At 41.1% G+C, this 19,086-nt stretch carries 20 protein-coding genes; 17 read left to right on the top strand and 3 right to left on the bottom strand.

The window, feature by feature from the left end; translation table 11 throughout:
• Positions 1-8 precede the first annotated feature (8 nt).
• The 5 genes from JI65_RS12120 (at position 9) to JI65_RS12100 (ending at position 5,181) form a co-directional block, all read left to right on the top strand.
• A complete protein-coding gene (locus tag JI65_RS12120) occupies positions 9-731 on the top strand; it encodes a glycosyltransferase family 2 protein (protein ID WP_191016991.1) in 723 nt (240 codons plus the stop codon).
• Positions 721-1,149 (top strand): GtrA family protein, encoded by a 429-nt coding sequence (locus JI65_RS17780; protein WP_191016988.1) that lies wholly within the window; start codon positions 721-723, stop codon positions 1,147-1,149. Before JI65_RS12120 ends, JI65_RS17780 begins: the two co-directional genes overlap by 11 nt.
• Positions 1,146-2,288, top strand: a complete 1,143-nt coding sequence (gene glf / locus JI65_RS12110; RefSeq protein WP_191016986.1) for a UDP-galactopyranose mutase — start codon at positions 1,146-1,148, stop codon at positions 2,286-2,288. The genes JI65_RS17780 and glf overlap by 4 nt, the downstream gene beginning before the upstream one ends.
• Entirely contained in the window at positions 2,285-4,693 is a 2,409-nt protein-coding gene (locus JI65_RS12105; RefSeq protein WP_191016983.1) for a radical SAM protein, read from the top strand. Before glf ends, JI65_RS12105 begins: the two co-directional genes overlap by 4 nt.
• A gap of 101 nt (positions 4,694-4,794) precedes the next feature.
• Positions 4,795-5,181, top strand: coding sequence for a glycosyltransferase family protein (locus JI65_RS12100; protein WP_191016981.1), 387 nt, complete (start codon positions 4,795-4,797; stop codon positions 5,179-5,181).
• A gap of 19 nt (positions 5,182-5,200) precedes the next feature.
• Here the strand turns inward: JI65_RS12100 and JI65_RS12095 are convergent, their stop codons facing one another.
• Positions 5,201-5,698, bottom strand: coding sequence for a hypothetical protein (locus JI65_RS12095; RefSeq protein WP_191016978.1), 498 nt, complete (start codon positions 5,696-5,698; stop codon positions 5,201-5,203).
• The gene (locus JI65_RS12090; protein ID WP_191016976.1) at positions 5,691-6,041 is read right to left on the bottom strand and encodes a hypothetical protein; all 351 of its coding nucleotides are present in this window, start codon (positions 6,039-6,041) and stop codon (positions 5,691-5,693) included. The genes JI65_RS12095 and JI65_RS12090 overlap by 8 nt, the downstream gene beginning before the upstream one ends.
• 236 nt (positions 6,042-6,277) lie before the next feature.
• Here JI65_RS12090 and JI65_RS12085 point away from each other — a divergent pair, with 236 nt between their 5' ends.
• From JI65_RS12085 to JI65_RS12040, 11 genes are all read left to right on the top strand, one after another.
• Positions 6,278-7,438, top strand: a complete 1,161-nt coding sequence (locus tag JI65_RS12085; RefSeq protein WP_197971945.1) for an ATP-binding protein — start codon at positions 6,278-6,280, stop codon at positions 7,436-7,438.
• A 13-nt stretch (positions 7,439-7,451) separates the two neighbouring features.
• On the top strand, positions 7,452-7,682 hold the full coding sequence (locus JI65_RS17120; RefSeq protein ID WP_197971944.1) for a hypothetical protein: 231 nt from the start codon (positions 7,452-7,454) through the stop codon (positions 7,680-7,682).
• A gap of 386 nt (positions 7,683-8,068) precedes the next feature.
• Complete coding sequence (locus tag JI65_RS12080; RefSeq protein ID WP_191016974.1) at positions 8,069-8,272, top strand: glycosyltransferase family 2 protein; 204 nt, start codon at positions 8,069-8,071, stop codon at positions 8,270-8,272.
• A 25-nt stretch (positions 8,273-8,297) separates the two neighbouring features.
• Positions 8,298-9,215 carry a glycosyltransferase gene (locus JI65_RS12075; RefSeq protein ID WP_191016971.1) on the top strand — a complete coding sequence of 306 codons (918 nt, stop codon included), beginning with the start codon at positions 8,298-8,300 and terminating at the stop codon, positions 9,213-9,215.
• Positions 9,216-9,219: 4 nt separating this feature from the next.
• A complete protein-coding gene (locus JI65_RS12070) occupies positions 9,220-10,137 on the top strand; it encodes a methyltransferase domain-containing protein (protein WP_191016969.1) in 918 nt (305 codons plus the stop codon).
• A 17-nt stretch (positions 10,138-10,154) separates the two neighbouring features.
• Positions 10,155-11,399: a hypothetical protein gene (locus JI65_RS12065; RefSeq protein WP_191016966.1), complete on the top strand. Its 1,245-nt coding sequence runs from the start codon at positions 10,155-10,157 to the stop codon at positions 11,397-11,399.
• 74 nt (positions 11,400-11,473) lie between these two features.
• Entirely contained in the window at positions 11,474-12,352 is an 879-nt protein-coding gene (rfbA, locus tag JI65_RS12060; RefSeq protein ID WP_191016964.1) for a glucose-1-phosphate thymidylyltransferase RfbA, read from the top strand.
• Between the two features lie 2 nt (positions 12,353-12,354).
• Complete coding sequence (gene rfbC, locus JI65_RS12055; RefSeq protein ID WP_191016962.1) at positions 12,355-12,972, top strand: dTDP-4-dehydrorhamnose 3,5-epimerase; 618 nt, start codon at positions 12,355-12,357, stop codon at positions 12,970-12,972.
• Positions 12,973-13,084: 112 nt separating this feature from the next.
• On the top strand, positions 13,085-14,227 hold the full coding sequence (rfbB, locus tag JI65_RS12050; protein ID WP_191016959.1) for a dTDP-glucose 4,6-dehydratase: 1,143 nt from the start codon (positions 13,085-13,087) through the stop codon (positions 14,225-14,227).
• Between the two features lie 88 nt (positions 14,228-14,315).
• Positions 14,316-15,224, top strand: coding sequence for a dTDP-4-dehydrorhamnose reductase (rfbD, locus tag JI65_RS12045; RefSeq protein WP_191016956.1), 909 nt, complete (start codon positions 14,316-14,318; stop codon positions 15,222-15,224).
• A 320-nt stretch (positions 15,225-15,544) separates the two neighbouring features.
• On the top strand, positions 15,545-17,566 hold the full coding sequence (locus tag JI65_RS12040) for a lipase family protein (RefSeq protein WP_191016954.1): 2,022 nt from the start codon (positions 15,545-15,547) through the stop codon (positions 17,564-17,566).
• 120 nt (positions 17,567-17,686) lie between these two features.
• Here JI65_RS12040 and ybaK read toward each other — a convergent pair whose 3' ends face one another.
• Complete coding sequence (gene ybaK / locus JI65_RS12035) at positions 17,687-18,175, bottom strand: Cys-tRNA(Pro) deacylase (RefSeq protein WP_191016951.1); 489 nt, start codon at positions 18,173-18,175, stop codon at positions 17,687-17,689.
• A 101-nt stretch (positions 18,176-18,276) separates the two neighbouring features.
• Here ybaK and JI65_RS12030 point away from each other — a divergent pair, with 101 nt between their 5' ends.
• Positions 18,277-18,804 carry a cysteine hydrolase family protein gene (locus JI65_RS12030; RefSeq protein ID WP_191016949.1) on the top strand — a complete coding sequence of 176 codons (528 nt, stop codon included), beginning with the start codon at positions 18,277-18,279 and terminating at the stop codon, positions 18,802-18,804.
• Positions 18,805-19,086: the final 282 nt, after the last annotated feature.

The raw sequence follows: 19,086 nt of genomic DNA, 5'->3' as shown, positions 1-19,086 counted from the left end.
GAGGAAAAATGAACGATACACTTTATATTGTAATGCCGGCTTATAACGAAGAAGAAAACATTGAATCTGTTGTAAGATCATGGTACGCAATTCTTGATGGAAAGGGCGATAATTCTCGAATTGTAATTGCAGACAGTGGGAGTAAAGACAATACTCATAGAATTCTTGAAGCACTTCAATGCGAATTTCCCAAACTCATTATATTGAGTAATACTGGTAAGTTTCACGGTGAAAAAGTTATTGCTCTTTATAATTATGCTATACAAAATAGCGGGGGGGGGTATATTTTTCAAACAGATTCAGATGGGCAGACAAATCCTGATGAATTTGAGGCGTTTTGGACTTTGAGGAGTGAATACGATGGTATTTTTGGAGTGCGCACCGTCCGTGAAGATGGAAAGTCAAGAGCATTTGTTGAAAAAGTGGTGTGCTTTCTGCTGAGGCTTTACTTCGGCGTAAAGATTCCCGATGCAAACGCACCTTTTCGGCTAATGAAAGCAGATGTCGTGAAGAAATATTTGTACAAAATGACTCCCGACTATAATTTGCCAAACATCATGATGACAACTTATTTTGCTTGGTACAAAGAAAAGATGGTGTTCAAGCCGATTTCATTCAAACCACGGCAAGGTGGAGTAAACTCGATTAACATTCCGAAAATCATAAAAATCGGTTGGAAAGCACTCGGTGACTTCAAGAAACTCAAACAAGGAATGAAAAATGTCAATTAAAGACCTATTTTTTAAGTACAAAAGTTTCATTGCTTATACTTTTTTCGGTATCTGTACAACGCTAGTAAATTTATTGTGCTACCGATGTTTCTTCCATGTACTTTCAATACAAAATGTTCCGTCAACAGTGCTTGCATGGTTTTTTGCTGTGTTGTTTGCATTTGTTACTAACAAAATCTGGGTATTTGAAAGTAAGACATGGTGTCTGTCAATCGTATGCGTAGAACTAATAAAGTTTTTTTTATGTCGAATTGCAACAGGTTTGATTGATGTAGGGGTTATGTGGTTTGCAGTAGATAAAATGCAATGGAATGCTATGTTATGGAAATTTATCAGTAACATAATAGTGATTCTGCTAAATTACATTGCTAGTAAAATGATAATTTTCCAAAACAGAAATATTAAGGGCAATATATGAAAAAATATGACTATCTTATCGTCGGCTCAGGACTTTTCGGAATCACTTTCGCATATCTTGCAAACAAGGCTAGAAAAAAATGTCTCGTAATCGACAAGCGCTCTCACCTGGGCGGAAACATCTACTGCGAGGATGACGATGGAATTCATGTGCACAAGTACGGGGCGCACATTTTCCACACTTCGAATAAAGAAGTCTGGGATTTTGTGAACTCGTTCGTGCCGTTCAACCGCTACACGAATTCGCCGGTCGCAAATTACAAAGGAAAACTCTACAACCTTCCGTTCAACATGAACACTTTCTACGAGATGTGGGGAGTTACCAGCCCGAAAGAGGCTGAGGCAAAAATCGCGGAACAGAAGGCTGAAGCCGTCAAGGCATTGGGCGATCGCGAGCCGCAGAATCTTGAGGAGCAGGCTCTTTCTCTCGTGGGGCGCGATATTTACGAAAAACTTATCAAAGGCTACACCGAAAAGCAGTGGGGGCGAAAATGCACTGAGCTTCCAGCCTTCATCATCAAGCGGCTTCCGGTCCGGCTCACTTTTGACAACAATTACTTCAACGACTCGTACCAGGGAATCCCAATTGGCGGCTACAACAGACTCATCGAGGGGCTTCTTGAAGGAATCGAGACGAAAACTGACGCGGATTTCTTTGCCGACCGTGAGACCTACGTGAATCTTGCCGAAAAAATCGTGTTCACGGGAAAAATCGACGAGTTCTACGAATTCAAATTCGGAAAGCTTGAATACCGCACTGTCCGCTTTGAGACCGAAAAAATCAATGTGCAGAACTTTCAGGGAAATGCGGTAATCAACTACACCGAGGAGGAAGTTCCGTACACGAGAATCATCGAGCATAAGCACTTTGAGCCAGAGAATCCTGCCTGGGGCAAGGATGTTACGGTTATCTCGCGCGAATACTCAACCGAGTGGAAAGACGGCATGGAGAGTTTTTATCCTGTGAACGACGAAAAGAATTCCGAACTTTACAAGAAATACAAGGCACTTGCCGATAGCGAAGAAAACGTGATTTTTGGCGGAAGGCTCGCGGAGTACAAGTATTACGACATGGACGATGTGATTGCACGGGTATTTGAGATTACAAAGATTATATTGAAAGGAAAATGCAGTAAATGAAAACGATTCCGTTTGGCAAGCCAAATCAAGTCCCTAAATTAAAGCGTTTTATCGATATTTATGTACCTATAGAAGTCTGTAATTTTCACTGCCCGTATTGCTATGTTCATCAGCATCGTGAAAACGGAAGCGTTTGGAAAAACAACCATTCGATTGAAGAAATTAAAAATGGTTTCTCAAAGGATTTTCTGGGTGGCACCTGCTTGCTTAATGTTTGTGCAGGCGGGGAAACCTTACTATATCCATATATGATAGACATTATAGAGGCGATGCTTTCTTGTGGCCACTATGTATCAATAATTACTAACGGCTCTTTATCCGAACGATTCCTTGCGCTAGCGAATTTCCCAAAAGAATATCGTGAACGACTATTTATAAAATTTTCTTTTCATTGGACGGAATTAAAAAGACAAAATCTTTTTGATGTATTTTGGAGCAATGTCCATCTTATGAGAAATTCTGGTGTTTCTTTTTCAATAGAACTTGCCGCTTATGACGGTCTAATGCAAGATGAGAATGAAATAAAGAAAATGTGCATGAATGAGGTCGGTGCTTTTCCGCATGTAACTGCACTGCGTGATGAACTGACATCAGGATACAAATTGATGACAAATCATCCCGTAGATGAATACGAAAAAATATGGCAATCATATGACTCAGACTTGTTCAATATACGATTCGATGTTATAAAAAATAAAAGCAAAGGTTTTTGTTATGCTGGAGCTTGGTCATACACAATTAATCTTGGCAATGGAGAGATTAGACAATGTTACCAAGAAAACATCATCGGCAACATTTTTGACCATGATTGCAAGTTCATACCAGAAATGCCTGTTGGCAATTTATGCTGCTCCGAATATTGCTATGCCTGCCATGCATTTTTGTCGCTAGGTGTAATGCCAGATTACAAGGGCAAATATACATATGCAGATGTCCGAGACAGAAACTTTAGTTGGCTCACTCCAAACATGAGAGAATTCATGTCTCAAAAATTATACAGAAACAACAGGCAGTTTAATGTTTTTCAAAGGTTATATGCAAATATCAAACAACAAAACAGAAATAAAAAATGCATAAAATCTGTGGAAACATTATTAAAAGAAACTCTTGTGGGAATTATAGATAATAATGGCTATGTCATTTCTGAGACAGAACATTATCTTAACAAGCTTTATAGGAATAATATCCCTCAAATTTTGAAGTGGATTAAAAATTACAACAACGATTCTAAATCGAAAATAATCGAAAATAATCGAAAATTTTTTATAAATGCCACTGGCAAATGCAATGTAAACGCTAAAGGAAATGAAATTTGGCTGCTAGGTTGCATTGTAGATGACCATTTTTATTCGGCAAAACAGATTTGTATCGGAGAAAACAATATACAAAAAGAAATGCTTGTAGGATGGCGAGCCTATGATTTACCACAAGGCTGCGATTCTGAACAACTAAAATTGATTACACTCAATATTCCGAAAAACAAATTTTGTCGATTGATTTTTATCCAAAATAGGTGGCAAGGAATAGCAACAGTTAAAACTGGCTGTAAAGAAAAAACAATCGATTGTTTTGGTGAGTGTGATGGAAACAATTTTGTTTTTGTGGATATAAAACGCGACAAACAAATAGCAAAATTTGAAAGTACGATGAGAAAACTTGTCCTACCTTCTACATCATCCTATACAAAAACAGAGTATATAAATTTTTCAATAGACGACTCAATTGGAATTTTCAAGAACATTACAGAAATGAACTACGAATCGCCGTTTGATGAGCCACTTCTTAATTATCTGAAAGATTTGCATTTTCGAACAGCTATAAATATAACACTATATTGTTTTTACGAAGATGAGTATTTTAATTTAGCAATGTGTACAAGAAAATTCAAAAAAGCGTTTGAAGAAAATTCTGATTGGCTTAAGTTCGGTTTTCATGCAAGGAATGTAAATTCAGAATATGTTTCAATTCACAAAGAAAAACTTTATGCCGACTATATCCTTTGCATGGAAAATTTGGAACAGATTTGTGGTAAAAAAACGCTTACAGGATCTTTAAGATTGCACGGTTTTAAGGGAACAAAAAACGAAATAAAAAAAATGGTGACAAATGTACAATATCCTTTAAAACTGCTTTTTTGTTCAGATGACAAAAGAAATTCTTATTGTTTAAATAACAGAGAAAATATTTTAGTTCAAAATGGAGAGCCTGTGCATGATGCTGAAACTGGCTGCAAATATGTACGAACCGATATACGTGTTGAGAAAAAATACAGTTTTCTCAAATTCTTGAAATATAAACGCTCTATTTTTACTGGTCGAACTGTCAATATTTTTACTCATGAATGGTTTCTAAATACAGATGACGGGAAGGTGCGGTTAGAATCTGTTTTAGCAAAATTGCTCTAGGAAAAACGTATTTCTGGACGAAATCAGAACTATTTTCCTTTCTGGGGGCATTAGATTCTTTATTTTCTGTTAGGATATAGGCGACCTGCACTTCGCCGCTTGTGTTCCCGAAGACTTACCGAAAGGAGATTTCGGAATATTTTCCTGCATTGGAAAAAGGTTTTGACTCTCTTGTGTCGTTCGAAATCATCAAGCGGTATCTTTGGGACGAAAATGGTCCTGTAAACTACGAACTAGGCTTGAAGCATGTCCCGTCTCAGCAGCTTCCGAACCTGTACATCGTTACGGACGGAATCCTTCTCGCACCACGAAAAAAGATGATTGAGTGGTCATATTTCCACGGCAAGAATCCGTACCGCTTCATAATCGACAAGCGCACCGCTGTGGACATTGACGACGGACTGGATTTGGCGGTTGCGCGTGCTTGGCTCGACATGGACGAGAGCGTGAGTCAGATTGTGCCGTACTCGGTGGATGAGGAGTATTGAGATATAACTTTGAATGATTTTACACCAGTTCATTTATCGTATTCGAGATGTACAAATGTAGCGTGTGTTCTCGCATAAATGAACTTTTCAGTTCTTTATGAGATTCGTTCAATAATTTTCGTCTCTGTTTCCAGTTGCACAAATATGCATCTTTAAATTTGTGCTCATCATTCGGATGATTTTTATTGAAATGTCTAAGTGTCGAAAGAATTTGATTAGAGGCTTTTGCAATCCAACCAGTTCCACGCCAGCATTTTATCTCAATGAAACAAATGGTTTCAGTTGTGTAAAGGATTGCATCACATATATTGTCATCAGCCCCCTCAATTCGCTTTAGGGGAATGTTATGGTCAACCGCAATGAAAGAATAATCACTTCGGTTGTTGCTTATGACAATAACCTGATGTTCTGAATCTCCAACATGCTCGATTGAAACCGGTTGCTGATTATTATCATCACAAATAGCAAATTCTTTTTGGGTCGGTACAGCTTCGGCATATGAGAAAAAATCAATCACTAAATTTTTCCTCCAAATCCAACAATTCATCGAACATATCATTTGATTTGCCTAAAGAGTCATTTAATAAATTACTGTCTGACGGCAAGCCTCTGTCATAAGTATGCAATAAATTGATCTCACCATTTTCCATCTGATGATTGGTGTTGTGCGATTCTAAAAATAATCGAGAACCAGACAGATGACCGAATTTTTGCCCGAATACAGCGTCCGCAACAAGACGAGGGTTCAGAGGACGCTGGGGATAAAACTTCCTGAGTGGAGGGAGTCGCTTGCGGGATTCTTGCGTTCTGAATCCTTCGACAATGAGCGCATACGGTGACATTGCTTGGTTTAGAGGCAATGCTTCGCCAAAAAAATCTGTGATGAAAGCAGTGCGAGAATTTTCTGTCAGGAAAATTCCGTAGTTAATATGCGGGTTTTGCGTTGCAAAACTTGTTGAACAAAGACGCAGCAGCGTTTTTGTTCATGTTCTTTGACATTTCTATCTATAAGTTTGAGTAAAGTAAAAGCGACAAGCTTTAAATTTTATATACTCTAGAGTATGATACTTTGGAGTGTATAGAATTGGAGGCAAATATGTTTTTAGGTCGCAAAGAAGAACTTTCAATAATGGAGGATTTATATAAATCAGCCAGGTTCGAATTCCTTGTGTTATACGGGCGTAGGCGAATCGGAAAGACTTCGTTGTTGCAAGAATTTTCCCGCAGCCACAAAACATTGATGTACTCTGCTCAGGAAAAAAACGACGCGCTGAATCTTCTTGATTTTTCAAAATCCGTGCAGAACTATTTTGAAGGAAGTTTCTTCGGTGAATTTCCTGACTGGGAAGTTGCGTTCGACTACATAACAAAAAAGACATCGGAAAGCGAAAAACTTGTGCTGATTGTGGACGAATTCCCGTTCATCGCACAGGAAAATCCTTCAATAAAAAGCATACTACAGCACACAATCGACAGAAACTGGAAAAACAAAAACATATTCCTGATTCTCTGTGGTTCGAGCGTAAGTTTTATGGAAGACGAGGTTCTTGCCCACAAAAGTCCGCTTTTCGGGCGTTCGACGGCGCACATTGAGCTGAAAGCTTTTGATTATCTTGAAAGCGCGGAATTTTTTCCAAAATATTCTGATGCTGACAAGCTGATTTCCTACGGCATTTTGGGCGGCATTCCATGCTACCTGGAAGCATTTGACCCGGAAAAATCCGTAAAGGAAAATGTCGCGACTCGTATTTTGAAGGAAGGAAGTTTTCTGAAAGACGAGCCGAGTTTTCTGTTGCGGCAAGAACTCCGGGAGACCGCCGTTTACAACAGCATTCTGGAAGCAATTGCAGGCGGAGCGACAAGGATAAATGACATTGCGTCAAAAATCCATGAGGAAAGCCAAAAATGCTCTAAATATCTGAAGACGCTGCAAACAATCCGACTCGTAAAAAAATCGGTTCCGTGCGGAGACGATGAAAACTCTCGGAAAACAATTTACAGAATCTCGGACAACTATTTTCTGTTCTGGTATCATTTTCTTTTTGAACGAAAAAGCTATTACGAGATTCTTGGCGCAAAAAATGCCGCCGAGGAAATTTTCATGCCGGAAAACCTGAACCAGCATTTGGGGTGTATTTTTGAAGGAATATGCCTTGAATACATGCTCAGGCTCGCAAAGAAAATGAGGCTTCCGTTTATCCCTGAAAATTACGGAAAATGGTGGGGCAACAATCCCGAACGAAAAATAGCAGGATGATATTGATGTTCTCATGATGGACAGAAAACGCGAGCAAATCATAATCGGCGAATGCAAATTCAAGAACGAGGAATTCGACAAGACTGATTTTGAGACGATGCTTTCAAGAAAATCAATTTTTCCGCATGCGGGCAGAACTTTTTTCTATGCGTTCAGCAAGAGCGGCTTTACAAAATGGGTGCAGGAAAATGCGGACGCAAACAATGTGAAGCTCGTGACAATCGGCGATATGTTTTTGAAATAAATATAAGCAACCGACAGAACAAAACGACAAGCAAAAACTCCTTGAACTTATGGACAGAGATGTCAGAAAAAATGCACTGCATTTTTCTAAGTTTGAGGAGTTTTTTATTTATGACAATCATACCGGTAATTCTTTCGGGCGGAAGCGGAAACAGCCACCGAAATTCGGGGCTGGGCATTCAACAAAGATGATTACTGTGAGGTTTTCCTTGAATTTGAAGGTGTGCTCTATAAGGCGAACAAAGAAGTCCGACCTGATGTGCAGGATGCTTTCAATTTATAATTGGATAATATAGGTTTTCAAATTTTAATGAAAATGTCGCTTTCTGAATACAAATTATATTTGTTTGACCATACAGAAAGAAAAATTTGCAGAAGGAAAAATAAATGAGAAATGTAACCATAATCGTTCCAGTTTATAAGGATTGGAATACCCTTGATCTATGCATTGAATCATTAAAAGAGTATCTTGATAAAAAACATACTGTATTATTAGTAAATGACTGTGGTCCTGAATCTGATGAACTTGAAAAAAATATATTGAATAGCATCACAGATTTTCCATATCGACCATTTGTTTATTTTGAATAGAACTTGTCTTCATTATGTTTTCTGTATGCAGGATGTCATAGCACTGAGGTGCAATTATCTTCTTGATAAGAATTGGGAATCAGAAAAAATATTTGAACTATCAATAAAATTCACAGAGGGAATAGTAGGGATCAGTGATTTTACACTTGAGGATACGAGAGCGTATTTCCCGCATCTTTTTGAAAAGAGAAATATTCCTGTAAAAAGAATTTATCATGCTTCATCTAGAGAATCTAAAATTGAAAATGAGGATTTGCCATTTGCTTCGTTTTGCCTTATCTTTGGAAATTCTTTCAAGCATAAAATGCTTTCAGAAACGGTTTCTAACATAAAGGACACTAAAACAAATTTTATTATTTTGGGAGCAAAGGAAACTGGAAAAATAGAAAAAAATATTTTTGGATATAAGAGCGGCAACTTGTCAAATTCCTTCATAAATGAACTTTTGGAAAAATGCACTTGCATAATATTCCCAAGCGTATATGAAGGTTTTGGTTTGGTAAATCTTTATGCACGTGATTTTAATAAGAAAATTATCGTAAACGATAACCAGTTGAATCGCGAATTATTCAAAAATTGCATTCCTGATTATGAGGGAAATGTCTTTATGTTTAAGAAATTGTCTGAAATTCCAACTTTGATTCATAAAATCAATGAATTAGCGGAAGTTTCAGAAAATTGTTCGCAGAATATTAGAAAAACTTCTGATGTCGCAAAGGACACGGAAGAATTTTTACGGAAAATTTTATTAACTCCTGTGAATATAGAATTGTTGAGGGAAAGATGGAGTTATTTTAAATATCTTGAGTCTGTTCACAGATGTTACATACCACAAAATCAGAATAGCATAACATTCAGGAACTTTGTGGTTTGCTGTGTAAAAAAGCATCCACTCGTGTACAAAATATTAAAAAAAGCAAAAAATGCACTTATAGGAGAATAGTGCTATGCAAGAAAACATCGGTAAAGTCAGCCTCGACCTAACCTACTATCCCGGAAAGGACCTCTACAGCGACGGCGCCATCGAGGACGAAATCCTCGCGTTCGTGCGGGACAATCCGCCGTCTGCCTATGAGGAGTACATCGCAAAAAGAAAAAACTGGGCGGTTCTTTACCATCTCTCGTACATTCGCCAAAACATTCTCGCCGGTGTCGGAATCTCGAAGGACGACACAGTGCTTGAAATAGGCTCTGGCATGGGGGCGATTACGGGAAAACTCTGCGAAAAGGCAAGGAGCGTCACCTGCGTGGAACTTTCAAAAAAACGCAGAGAGATAAACGCGTTCAGAAACCGGGATATGGACAACTTGAAAATCTATGTAGGCAACTTCGAAACCGTCGAGCCTCATCTTGGCGAATTCGATGTGGTGACTCTCATCGGCGTATTCGAGTACGGGCGCAGCTACATTCACTCAGAAGAGCCTTACAAGGACTTCCTCAAGATTGCCCTTCGCCACCTCAAGACAGGAGGCCGCCTCTACATAGCAATCGAAAACCGCTTGGGACTCAAATACTTCGCTGGCTGCAAGGAAGACCATGTGGGAAAAAATTTCGAGGGCATTGAAGGCTACACGACCACTAACGGAGCAGTCACTTTCAGCCGAGGGGAGTTCGAGCATCTTTTTTCAGACTGCGGTATAAGCAGTTACCGCTTCATGTATCCGTACCCGGATTACAAATTCCCAATGCAGATTTTTTCGGACGAACGACTGCCAAAAACTGGAGAGCTTACGATGAATCTTATGAACATGGACCAGAGCCGATACATGCTCTTTGATGAGGCAAAGGCCTACGACAGTATGGCAGGAACGGATTACTTCAAGACATTTTCGAACTCGTTTTTGATTGAAGTGCCAAAGGAATAGCAAGAGAAATGCTGATTATGGAAAAAGAAAAGATTCTTTACACAAAATACTCAAACGACAGGGCAGCCTCTTTCAGAATCTCAACGCAGATTGTTGAGCGTGACGGAAAGAAAATCGTGCGCAAGAGCGCAATGGAAGAATCTGCCCGGCCTCATGTGCTTGCGATGAAAAAACACGAAATAGCCATGAACGAGATGTTTTCCGGAACAAAATTCAAAGCGAACAAAATTCTTGCTTCTGGCGATGATTTCGTTGATTTTGAGTATCTTGAAGGCACAAGCTACGATCAGATTCTTGACGGTTATCTCAAAAACAAAGACATTGACGGTTTTTATTCCGCAGCCAGAATCTTTTTTGACGAATTGGACAAACTGGCGACTGTAGATTTTCACGCAAACGAAAAATCTAATGAGATTTTCGGTGAAAACGCGTTTGTTGATGGTGAAAAAGCCCTTCCTGTCGGCAACATCGACCAGATTTTCCAGAACGTGATTGTCGATTCTGACGGAAACTGGAATGTCATCGACTACGAGTGGACATTTGATTTTGCGATTCCGGTGAAATATATAAAATACCGAAGTTTATTGAATTTTTTTAATAATCAATCTCGCTCACGTTTTTTTCCAAGTTACACAGGTTATGAGGGGGGTGCAATCAATCAAAATGAAGCTGATAATTATTTTAACATCGAAGTAAATGGATTCCAGAAATGGATAGGTAATGCTCGTTTTCTTTCGATTTCACAAATCATACGAAAAGAAATCTTAAATCCATACAAAGTTGAACTATCTGATTACATCGATGTTTTCTACGATACTGGGAAAGGCTTTAATGGTGATGAGAAAGATGTGTTCTATCAATTCCCAATAACCGTTAACGCTCGTGACGACCTAAAATCACTTCGCATAGATCCTTCCAACCATTGCTGCATCGTAAAAGACATTTCTATCAAATCAGAAAACACGGACCTTTCCTTTACAACCAACGCATACATGCAGAAAAACAACGCTTATTTCTTCAACACCACAGACCCGCAAATTTATGTGGACATAAGCGGACATGAAAAATCAAATTTGTTTTTTAACATGAAGGTTTTCACTCTTGATGAAACTTGTTCTGCGACCATCGCAAATCTGCGCACTAATGCTGCTGAGCTGCAATCTAAAATTAACGCACTGCATAACAGCAAATCTTGGAAACTTACAAAACCCATCCGCATTTTAGGGAAGTTATTAAGAAAAATATACATTACCAGCAACTAAACTTTAACATTTTGCTATACTGTACTTACAAACACCTTAGCAAAATATAATATACTCATACAGGAGACACTCCAATGAAAGGAATAATTTTAGCAGGCGGCTCTGGAACTCGCCTATACCCAATCACAAAAGCAGTTTCAAAGCAGATTTTGCCTTTGTATGACAAACCGATGATTTACTATCCGCTTTCTTGCCTTATGCTCGCAGGAATCCGTGAAGTTTTGATAATCTCAACCCCTCGCGACATCAGGCTCTTTGAAGAGCTTTTCGGCGACGGAGAGTGGCTTGGAATGAAGTTTAGCTATGCCGTGCAGGACAAACCGAGAGGTCTTGCAGACGCTTTTATCGTGGGCAAAGACTTCATCGGCTCTGATGATGTTGCGCTCGTTTTGGGCGACAATATTTTCTATGGGCAAAGCTTTACGCAGACGCTCAAAAACGCAAGGAACAAAATCGAAAGCAAAACCGCAGAAGCCGTGATTTTTGGCTATATGGTAAAAGACCCGACCGCTTACGGTGTTGTGGAGTTCGACAAAACAGGCAAAGTTTTGGGCATTGAAGAAAAGCCAAAAGAACCAAAGTCAAATTACGCAGTCCCAGGTCTTTACTTTTACAACAATGAAGTCGTGAAAATCGCGCAAGACATAAAGCCGTCTGCTCGTGGCGAAATCGAAATCACGGCGGTCAACAACGCATATCTTGAGCGTGGCTCTCTTTCTGTGGAGCTTCTCGGTCGTGGTATGGCTTGGCTTGATACTGGAACATACGACGGCTTGAACGAGGCTTCTAACTTCATCGCAACAATACAGAAACGACAGGGAATGTATGTGTCTTGCTTGGAAGAAATCGCCTTTGCAAACGGCTGGATTACAAAAGAGCATTTGCTCGACCTTGCCGCAGGCTACAAGACAGAATACGGCGAATACTTGCGATACATCGCTCAGAGAGGTTAGAAATGCCGTTCGAGTTTAAGAAATGCGCTGTTGACGGCGTTGAGATAAAAGGGCTTTACGAAATACAGCCGAAAGTGTTCGGAGATGCTCGCGGATACTTTTTTGAAGTGTACAGCGAAAAGGATTTTTTTGAAGCGGGCTTGACGATGAAGTTCGTGCAGGACAATCAGTCTTCTTCAAGCAAGGGCGTTTTGCGCGGTCTTCATTTTCAGACCAAACACCCGCAGGGAAAGCTCGTGCGCGCAGTTTCCGGCAAAGTGTACGACGTGGCGGTGGATTTGCGAGTCGGTTCTGCCACATTCGGAAAATATTACGGCGTTATCCTCGACAGCGAAAAGCAAAACGAGTTTTATATCCCAGAAGGCTTTGCTCACGGCTTTTATGTTTTGAGCGACACAGCGGTTTTTGCCTATAAATGCACGGATTTCTACGACCCGAAAGGCGAGGGCGGCTTAATGTGGAACGACAAGACAATCGGAATCGATTGGAACGCAGTTGCGCCATCTATCACGCCGCTTTTGAGCGACAAAGACGGCAAGCACCCTGCTTTTGATTTGAACGGAAAGTACTTCGCCGTCAAAGACGGTCTTTCAAACAAAGTTGAATGGATAGGTGCTTAAAAAGAATAACGTCATGCTGAACTTGTTTTCAGCATGACGTTGTATATCGCATTGAGATTCCGAAACAAGTTCGGAGTGACGCTGTACAACAAAAATTATACGGAGAAAAACAATGGCTAGAAAATTAACTAACATCTTGGTTACGGGCGGATGCGGGTTCATCGGCTCGAACTTCATCAATTATCTTTTGGATAAAAGCACTTCGGGCGAAGAGTGTTTCAAAGACGCAGGCTTTAAGGGCAGAATCATTAACGTGGACTGCCTGACCTACGCGGGAAATCCCGCAAACCTTGAAGCAGTGGAAAAAGAATACGGAAAGGCTGCCCTCGGCGATAAGGCTCGCTACATCTTTGAGAAAGTGGACATCTGCAACCGTGAGCAAATCGAGCGCATTTTCAAGCAGTACGACATCGACACAGTAATTCACTTTGCAGCAGAAAGCCACGTTGACCGCTCAATTCTTGGCCCTGAAGCCTTCATCAAAACAAACGTCATGGGAACATATACGCTTCTTGACGTTGCGCGCAATTACTGGGGCTGCTCGCTCGACAACGTGCGCGACGACGTTTTGTTCCACCACATCTCAACCGACGAAGTTTACGGAAGTCTCGGCGAAACGGGCTATTTCCGCGAGGACACACCGTATGACCCGCGCTCTCCGTATTCTTCAAGCAAGGCAAGTTCAGACCACATCGCGCTCGCCTACTTCCACACCTACGCGCTTCCTGTAACGCTTTCAAACTGCACCAATAACTACGGTCCTCTCCAGTTCCCAGAAAAACTTTTGCCGCTTATGATTTCAAACATCAAAGAAGGCAAAAACTTGCCAGTTTACGGCGACGGAAAGAATATCCGCGACTGGATTTATGTCGAGGACCACAACCGCGGCGTTTGGGAAATCGTGAACAAATCACCTGCTGGCGAAAAGTGGAACTTGGGCGGCGAAAACGAATGGGAGAACATCAAGCTTTTGAACACGGTCATCGACTTGACTGCAAAAGAATTGGGCAAAAACGCCGAAGAAGTGCGAAAAACAATCACTTACGTCAAAGACCGCCCAGGACACGACCGCCGCTATGCGATTGACTGCACAAAGGCAAAAACAAAGCTCGGTTGGGAGCGCAAAATGAGCTTCGAGCAAGGACTTCTTGCCACAATCCGCTGGTATTTAGCTCACGAAGATTGGGTTAACAACATCAAGAGCGGTGCATACAAAGACTGGATTCAGAAAAACTACGAAGGGAGAAATTTGTAAGTATGGGATATGAGGTATGAAATATGAAATATGATTTTTAAATCTTTTTCATACATCATACATCTTACTTCATACTTAAATTAAGCTTATGGTTTGGATTATCGGCGCAAACGGAATGCTCGGCTCTCAGCTTTGCAGCACTCTTTCGGAAAATAAAATTGATTTTGTCGGGACAGACAGAAATGTTGACATTACGGATTTTGATTCTCTCAAAGATTTTTCGGGCGGAAAGAAAATCACAGCAATTGTGAACTGTGCGGCTTACACAGCCGTTGACAATGCGGAACGCGACATTGAACTGGCTCAAAAGCTCAATGCCGACGGGCCGCGAAATATCGCACGGCTTGCAAAAATCATGGGCGTTCCGTTAATTCATATTTCAACAGATTATGTTTTCGATGGCTCGTCAACTTCTCCAATCGGCGAAGATGAGCCTATAAAACCACTCGGTGTGTACGGAAAAACAAAAGCGGGCGGAGAAAAGGCCGTTCAGGAAGAAACCGAGGATTTTTACATTCTTAGAACGGCGTGGCTTTACGGATTCAACGGGAAAAATTTTGTCTACACGATGATTCGGGCAATGAACTCCCGCGAAAGCGTAAAAGTAGTTTCTGACCAACGGGGCACACCTACAAACTGCGCAACGCTCGCCAGAGTGATTCTAAAAATCATTCAGATTCGCTCAGAATCCCAGCTCACAGACCGAAAAATTCCGAACGGAATCTACCACGTTACGGATGAGGGCGAGACAACTTGGTTCGATTTTACGAACGAAATAAAAAAACAGGCTGACAAAAAAGGTCTTCTTACGAACGAAAAATGCGTCGTAAATCCTTGCGCAACGGAAGACTACCCTACCCCGGCAAAACGCCCGGCATATTCTGTTTTGAGCAAGAAAAAAATCCAGCAAACGCTCGGAATCGCTTTGCCAACCTGGGAAGAGTCGCTTTCGGCTTTCATCAACTCCCCGCTTTTCGACAAAGCGAGAATTCAGTAATTTTCTTTCCGCAAGAAAGTGCACGACTAAAAGATTGCCCTGTCACGAGAGAATCAATCACGCACAGGGCTTTCGAATTACAGGAAAGTTGACAAAAAAATTGTCGGAACGAGAGTAAAAAACGGCTTTTGTGAACGTTTGCAAGGTGAGCCGCTTTGCGGCGTCAATAATTTTCCTTGCACCTTGCACCGCGTGAACAAAAACGGCTTTTTACGGTAGTGCAGACAATTTTTTTACACTTGCAAGTTTATAATTCGGATGCCATGAAGCACGGCATTCTTTCTTCATACTTCATGCATTTTGTTCTATAATATTTCATTATGAAAAAAATCCTGCTGCTTTTTTTTTGTATAACTTTTCTCACAGCCGCATTTGCGGAACAAATCACTGTGCCGGTGCAAGGGCTTATCGCGCGGGCGGAACCGCCTGCCCAGATTGAATGTGAATGGGACGAAAAATGGTTCTCGGAATCAGATTCGTTTGAATACAACCACAACATAGCACGAATCGCCTGCCTGCTCGCAGAAGTTTCTTATGTCGATGTGAGCAAGAACCCCAATCAGAACGCGCTTCACACAATTTACAAAAAAATGGGCTTTGCCGAAAGCAACATCGAATTTCACTACGACATTGATTACGAATCAACTTTCGGAAACGACCAGTCCGCCGTCAGCTTCGCAAAAAAAGACAACTTGATTTTCGTGGTGATTCGAGGAACGCCTTTGAGCGCGAACGAGTGGATTTCAAACCTGAACATTAGCGACACGACTCAGGCAAACATCACGATTCACGAAGGATTCAATCTTTCGGCAGAACTCGTCTACGAAAAACTCGTCGCATTCCTAAAAAAACACAACGCAGACCCAAAAAAATCAACTTTTCTTTTTACGGGGCACAGCCGCGGAGCTTCAATCGCGAACCTAATTTCTTACAAACTAGCAAACGATTCATCTTTCGACACGTCCCGGATTTTTTCCTACACTTTTGCCTGCGCAAACGTTACGACTCTGGCCGAGGCGCACGACGCAAAATACGGATTCATCTGGAACATTGTGAGCGGAGAGGATTTTATTCCTTCTCTTCCCCCGAATTTTGGCAAGTGGACTTTTAAGAAATTCGGTCGCTCAAAAATCCTTGCAAACGCCTGGAACACTGAGTCACAAAAATTCAACGAAGAATATCTTCCAAAAATCAACGTGATTTACAACAAAATTCTCGGACGCGATTACCAGCCGTTCAAGACTGGCACGTATCTTCCGGTTCAGCTTTCACGCACACTCACCTATTTTTACCCAGAAGTCAAGGATTATTACAAAAAGTTCGTCAATCTTCGTTCCACGGGCGAACTTATCGTTTCTGCAGTTTTTCCAGAAAAAAATGATTCTGATGAAAAAGCAGCTGAAAAATCTGGCAATTTCGGAACTAAAATCGTGAATTTGCTCACGGACGGAAAATTTTCGGAAACGGAAAATACATTTATTGACATGCACGCTTGCGAAAGCTATCTTGCCACTCTTTTTGCACTGAACGAAAACGAAGTTTTTGGCACTATTGGAAGCACTCAGCTCATAATCGAAGGTGATTTTGAAATGGCTGTGCTAAACAGCAAAAATCAGCTCCTAGCGAACGTTTACGACGGAAAAGCCAGCCTTACGGATTTTGAAAGAAAACTTCCGGTTCTTACGCTCAACGGAAAAACAATCGTCGGTTTTGCGGGAAATCAAGATTTTAAGGCGATTTTTTACAAGGATTCTGTTTTTCCGATTTCTGTAACGATGCAAATTCAGCATTTTGATGCGGAAGGAATTCTGACCGACGAAGGAGAAACTCAAAAAATCGTTCTGAGTCGCTTTGTCGCAAAAGAATTGGTTGCTGGCAAACACCTTTTGACACAAAACGAAGTGAATCTAAAAAAACTCACCGGCATAAAAAAGCATTCTGCCATAAAATCAGGCAGGCTTTTAAAGAAAAAGTTCGAAATTCATCCGCAATTTTCTCTTGAAACGAACAAAAATCTGAATCCCGAATTTGGAATTTCTTTTGGAAACAAGGTGATTTATGCGCAAATTTACGCTGAAAAAGAGCTTTCTCACTTCGCGCTAAAAGCCGGCGTTGGGCACCAGGAAAATTTGTTTGCGTGGTCAGTGCTCAATTTTGAAGGGCTCATAAAATGTGCCTTTACGGATTCAAAATCACTTTGCCCGGAATTACGGGCAGGGCTCAGTTTTAAGCCAGCAAATCATTTTCAGCTTTTTGCCTCCGGCGTTTTTGATTTTAACCTTACCGACGACAATAAAATAGAAGGAACTGATAAAAATTTAAGAATCGGCATAAAATTTTAACGCAGATGAACACAGATGAACGGTGATAAGATACAGATGCACCACGACTTCGACTACGCTCAACCTCCGGGCATTTTTCATTTTATCTGTGTCCTATCTGTGTTTATCCGTGTCGGAAAATCACAGAACCAAATCCACGGTTTCGGCAGAGGTCGCTTTTACGAGGTCTTGGGGCGCGATTACGATTTGTTCCCCGCGAACGCCCGCGCTGATGTAGATTTTTTCAAAATTGAGTGCGGACTCGTCGATGAACGTCGGAAATTTTCGCTTCATTCCGAGAGGGCTGCAACCGCCTCGAATGTAGCCTGTAAGAGCCAAAAGTTCGTCTGGTTTTACAGGGTTGATTTCTTTTGCCCCGCAAGCCTGTCGAGCTTTTTTTAGGTTGATTTCGTGCGTCGCACTCTGGCAAAAAACAACAATCTGCTTGGACTCTGTTCGCATCACGATTGTCTTAAAACACGCTGCCGGGTCAATGCCAAGTTTTTCAGCAATTCGCTCCGCAGCACCGCGGCTAAGTTCATGCTCACCGTCATCATCGTAGGCAAGTGTTTCGTATTTTATTTTTAATCCGTCAAGAATGCGCATTGCATTAGTTTTTTTTGCGGCCATAATTTTCTCCGTATCAGATACCCTTAATTTGATTTTTTCTTTAGAATTATGAACACTTAGCGCGACAGGTGCAAGCCAATATTTTTATTCAGGAAAGAAATATGAAAAAGATTCTTTTAGTCATCGACATGCAGAACGATTTTATTGACGCGGCGCTCGGAACAAAAGAGGCCGTGGCTATTGTTGAAAACGTAAAAAGCAAAATTAAAAGTTACGAAAAAAGTAACATTTTTGCAACGAGAGACACTCACGAAGAGAACTATCTCGAAACACAGGAAGGCGAACATCTTCCGGTGCGCCATTGCATCCGCGGAACGGAAGGCTGGCAAATCCGAAAAGACATTCAGGAACTTTTGGACGAATCAAAGATTTTTGACAAGCCGACTTTTGGTTCTTTAAGACTCGCACAGACAATAAAAGAAATGTACGAAAACGAAAAAGGAGAACTTGAAGTAGAGATTTGCGGACTTTGCACCGACATTTGCGTAGTTTCAAACGCCCTTCTCCTAAAAGCAACTCTCCCTGAGATGAAAATTTCCCTCGATCCAAAATGCTGCGCAGGCGTTACGCCACAAAAACATGACGCGGCTATCGAAACAATGCGTAGCTGCCAGATTCAGATTATATAATGCGCCGAAATTCAAGTTTTGTTTTTGCAAACTCGAAAAGCAGAAACTGCACTCTGTAATTCTGAGCGTTCCACTTTGTCATTCTGAGAGGCCACTTTGTCATGTCGAGCGGCCACTCTGTCATGTCGAGCGAAGTCGAGACATCTACTGCTCCCGGACAATAGCAGAATGGAGGAATATCTACCTCTTGTAGACCTCTCGACTACGCTCGAGGTGACAAAAACGATCATTCCCGTTTTTCAGCATCTGTACCCTAGCCGTGTCTATCGGTGTTGAAAAACT

The organism is Treponema zioleckii (assembly GCF_014737315.1).
Classification (GTDB): Bacteria; Spirochaetota; Spirochaetia; order Treponematales; family Treponemataceae; genus Treponema_D; species Treponema_D zioleckii.
This window is presented reverse-complemented; position numbering and strand designations above follow the sequence as displayed.

Bases quoted from the DNA above. Each gene is read 5' to 3' on its own strand.
- JI65_RS12120 (WP_191016991.1), top strand. From the start codon at position 9: ATGAACGATACACTTTATATTGTAATGCCGGCTTATAACGAAGAAGAA.
- JI65_RS17780 (WP_191016988.1), top strand. From the start codon at position 721: ATGTCAATTAAAGACCTATTTTTTAAGTACAAAAGTTTCATTGCTTAT.
- glf (WP_191016986.1), top strand. From the start codon at position 1,146: ATGAAAAAATATGACTATCTTATCGTCGGCTCAGGACTTTTCGGAATC.
- JI65_RS12105 (WP_191016983.1), top strand. From the start codon at position 2,285: ATGAAAACGATTCCGTTTGGCAAGCCAAATCAAGTCCCTAAATTAAAG.
- JI65_RS12085 (WP_197971945.1), top strand. From the start codon at position 6,278: ATGTTTTTAGGTCGCAAAGAAGAACTTTCAATAATGGAGGATTTATAT.
- JI65_RS17120 (WP_197971944.1), top strand. From the start codon at position 7,452: ATGATGGACAGAAAACGCGAGCAAATCATAATCGGCGAATGCAAATTC.
- JI65_RS12080 (WP_191016974.1), top strand. From the start codon at position 8,069: ATGAGAAATGTAACCATAATCGTTCCAGTTTATAAGGATTGGAATACC.
- JI65_RS12075 (WP_191016971.1), top strand. From the start codon at position 8,298: ATGCAGGATGTCATAGCACTGAGGTGCAATTATCTTCTTGATAAGAAT.
- JI65_RS12070 (WP_191016969.1), top strand. From the start codon at position 9,220: ATGCAAGAAAACATCGGTAAAGTCAGCCTCGACCTAACCTACTATCCC.
- JI65_RS12065 (WP_191016966.1), top strand. From the start codon at position 10,155: ATGGAAAAAGAAAAGATTCTTTACACAAAATACTCAAACGACAGGGCA.
- rfbA (WP_191016964.1), top strand. From the start codon at position 11,474: ATGAAAGGAATAATTTTAGCAGGCGGCTCTGGAACTCGCCTATACCCA.
- rfbC (WP_191016962.1), top strand. From the start codon at position 12,355: ATGCCGTTCGAGTTTAAGAAATGCGCTGTTGACGGCGTTGAGATAAAA.
- rfbB (WP_191016959.1), top strand. From the start codon at position 13,085: ATGGCTAGAAAATTAACTAACATCTTGGTTACGGGCGGATGCGGGTTC.
- rfbD (WP_191016956.1), top strand. From the start codon at position 14,316: ATGGTTTGGATTATCGGCGCAAACGGAATGCTCGGCTCTCAGCTTTGC.
- JI65_RS12040 (WP_191016954.1), top strand. From the start codon at position 15,545: ATGAAAAAAATCCTGCTGCTTTTTTTTTGTATAACTTTTCTCACAGCC.
- ybaK (WP_191016951.1), bottom strand. From the start codon at position 18,175: ATGGCCGCAAAAAAAACTAATGCAATGCGCATTCTTGACGGATTAAAA.
- JI65_RS12030 (WP_191016949.1), top strand. From the start codon at position 18,277: ATGAAAAAGATTCTTTTAGTCATCGACATGCAGAACGATTTTATTGAC.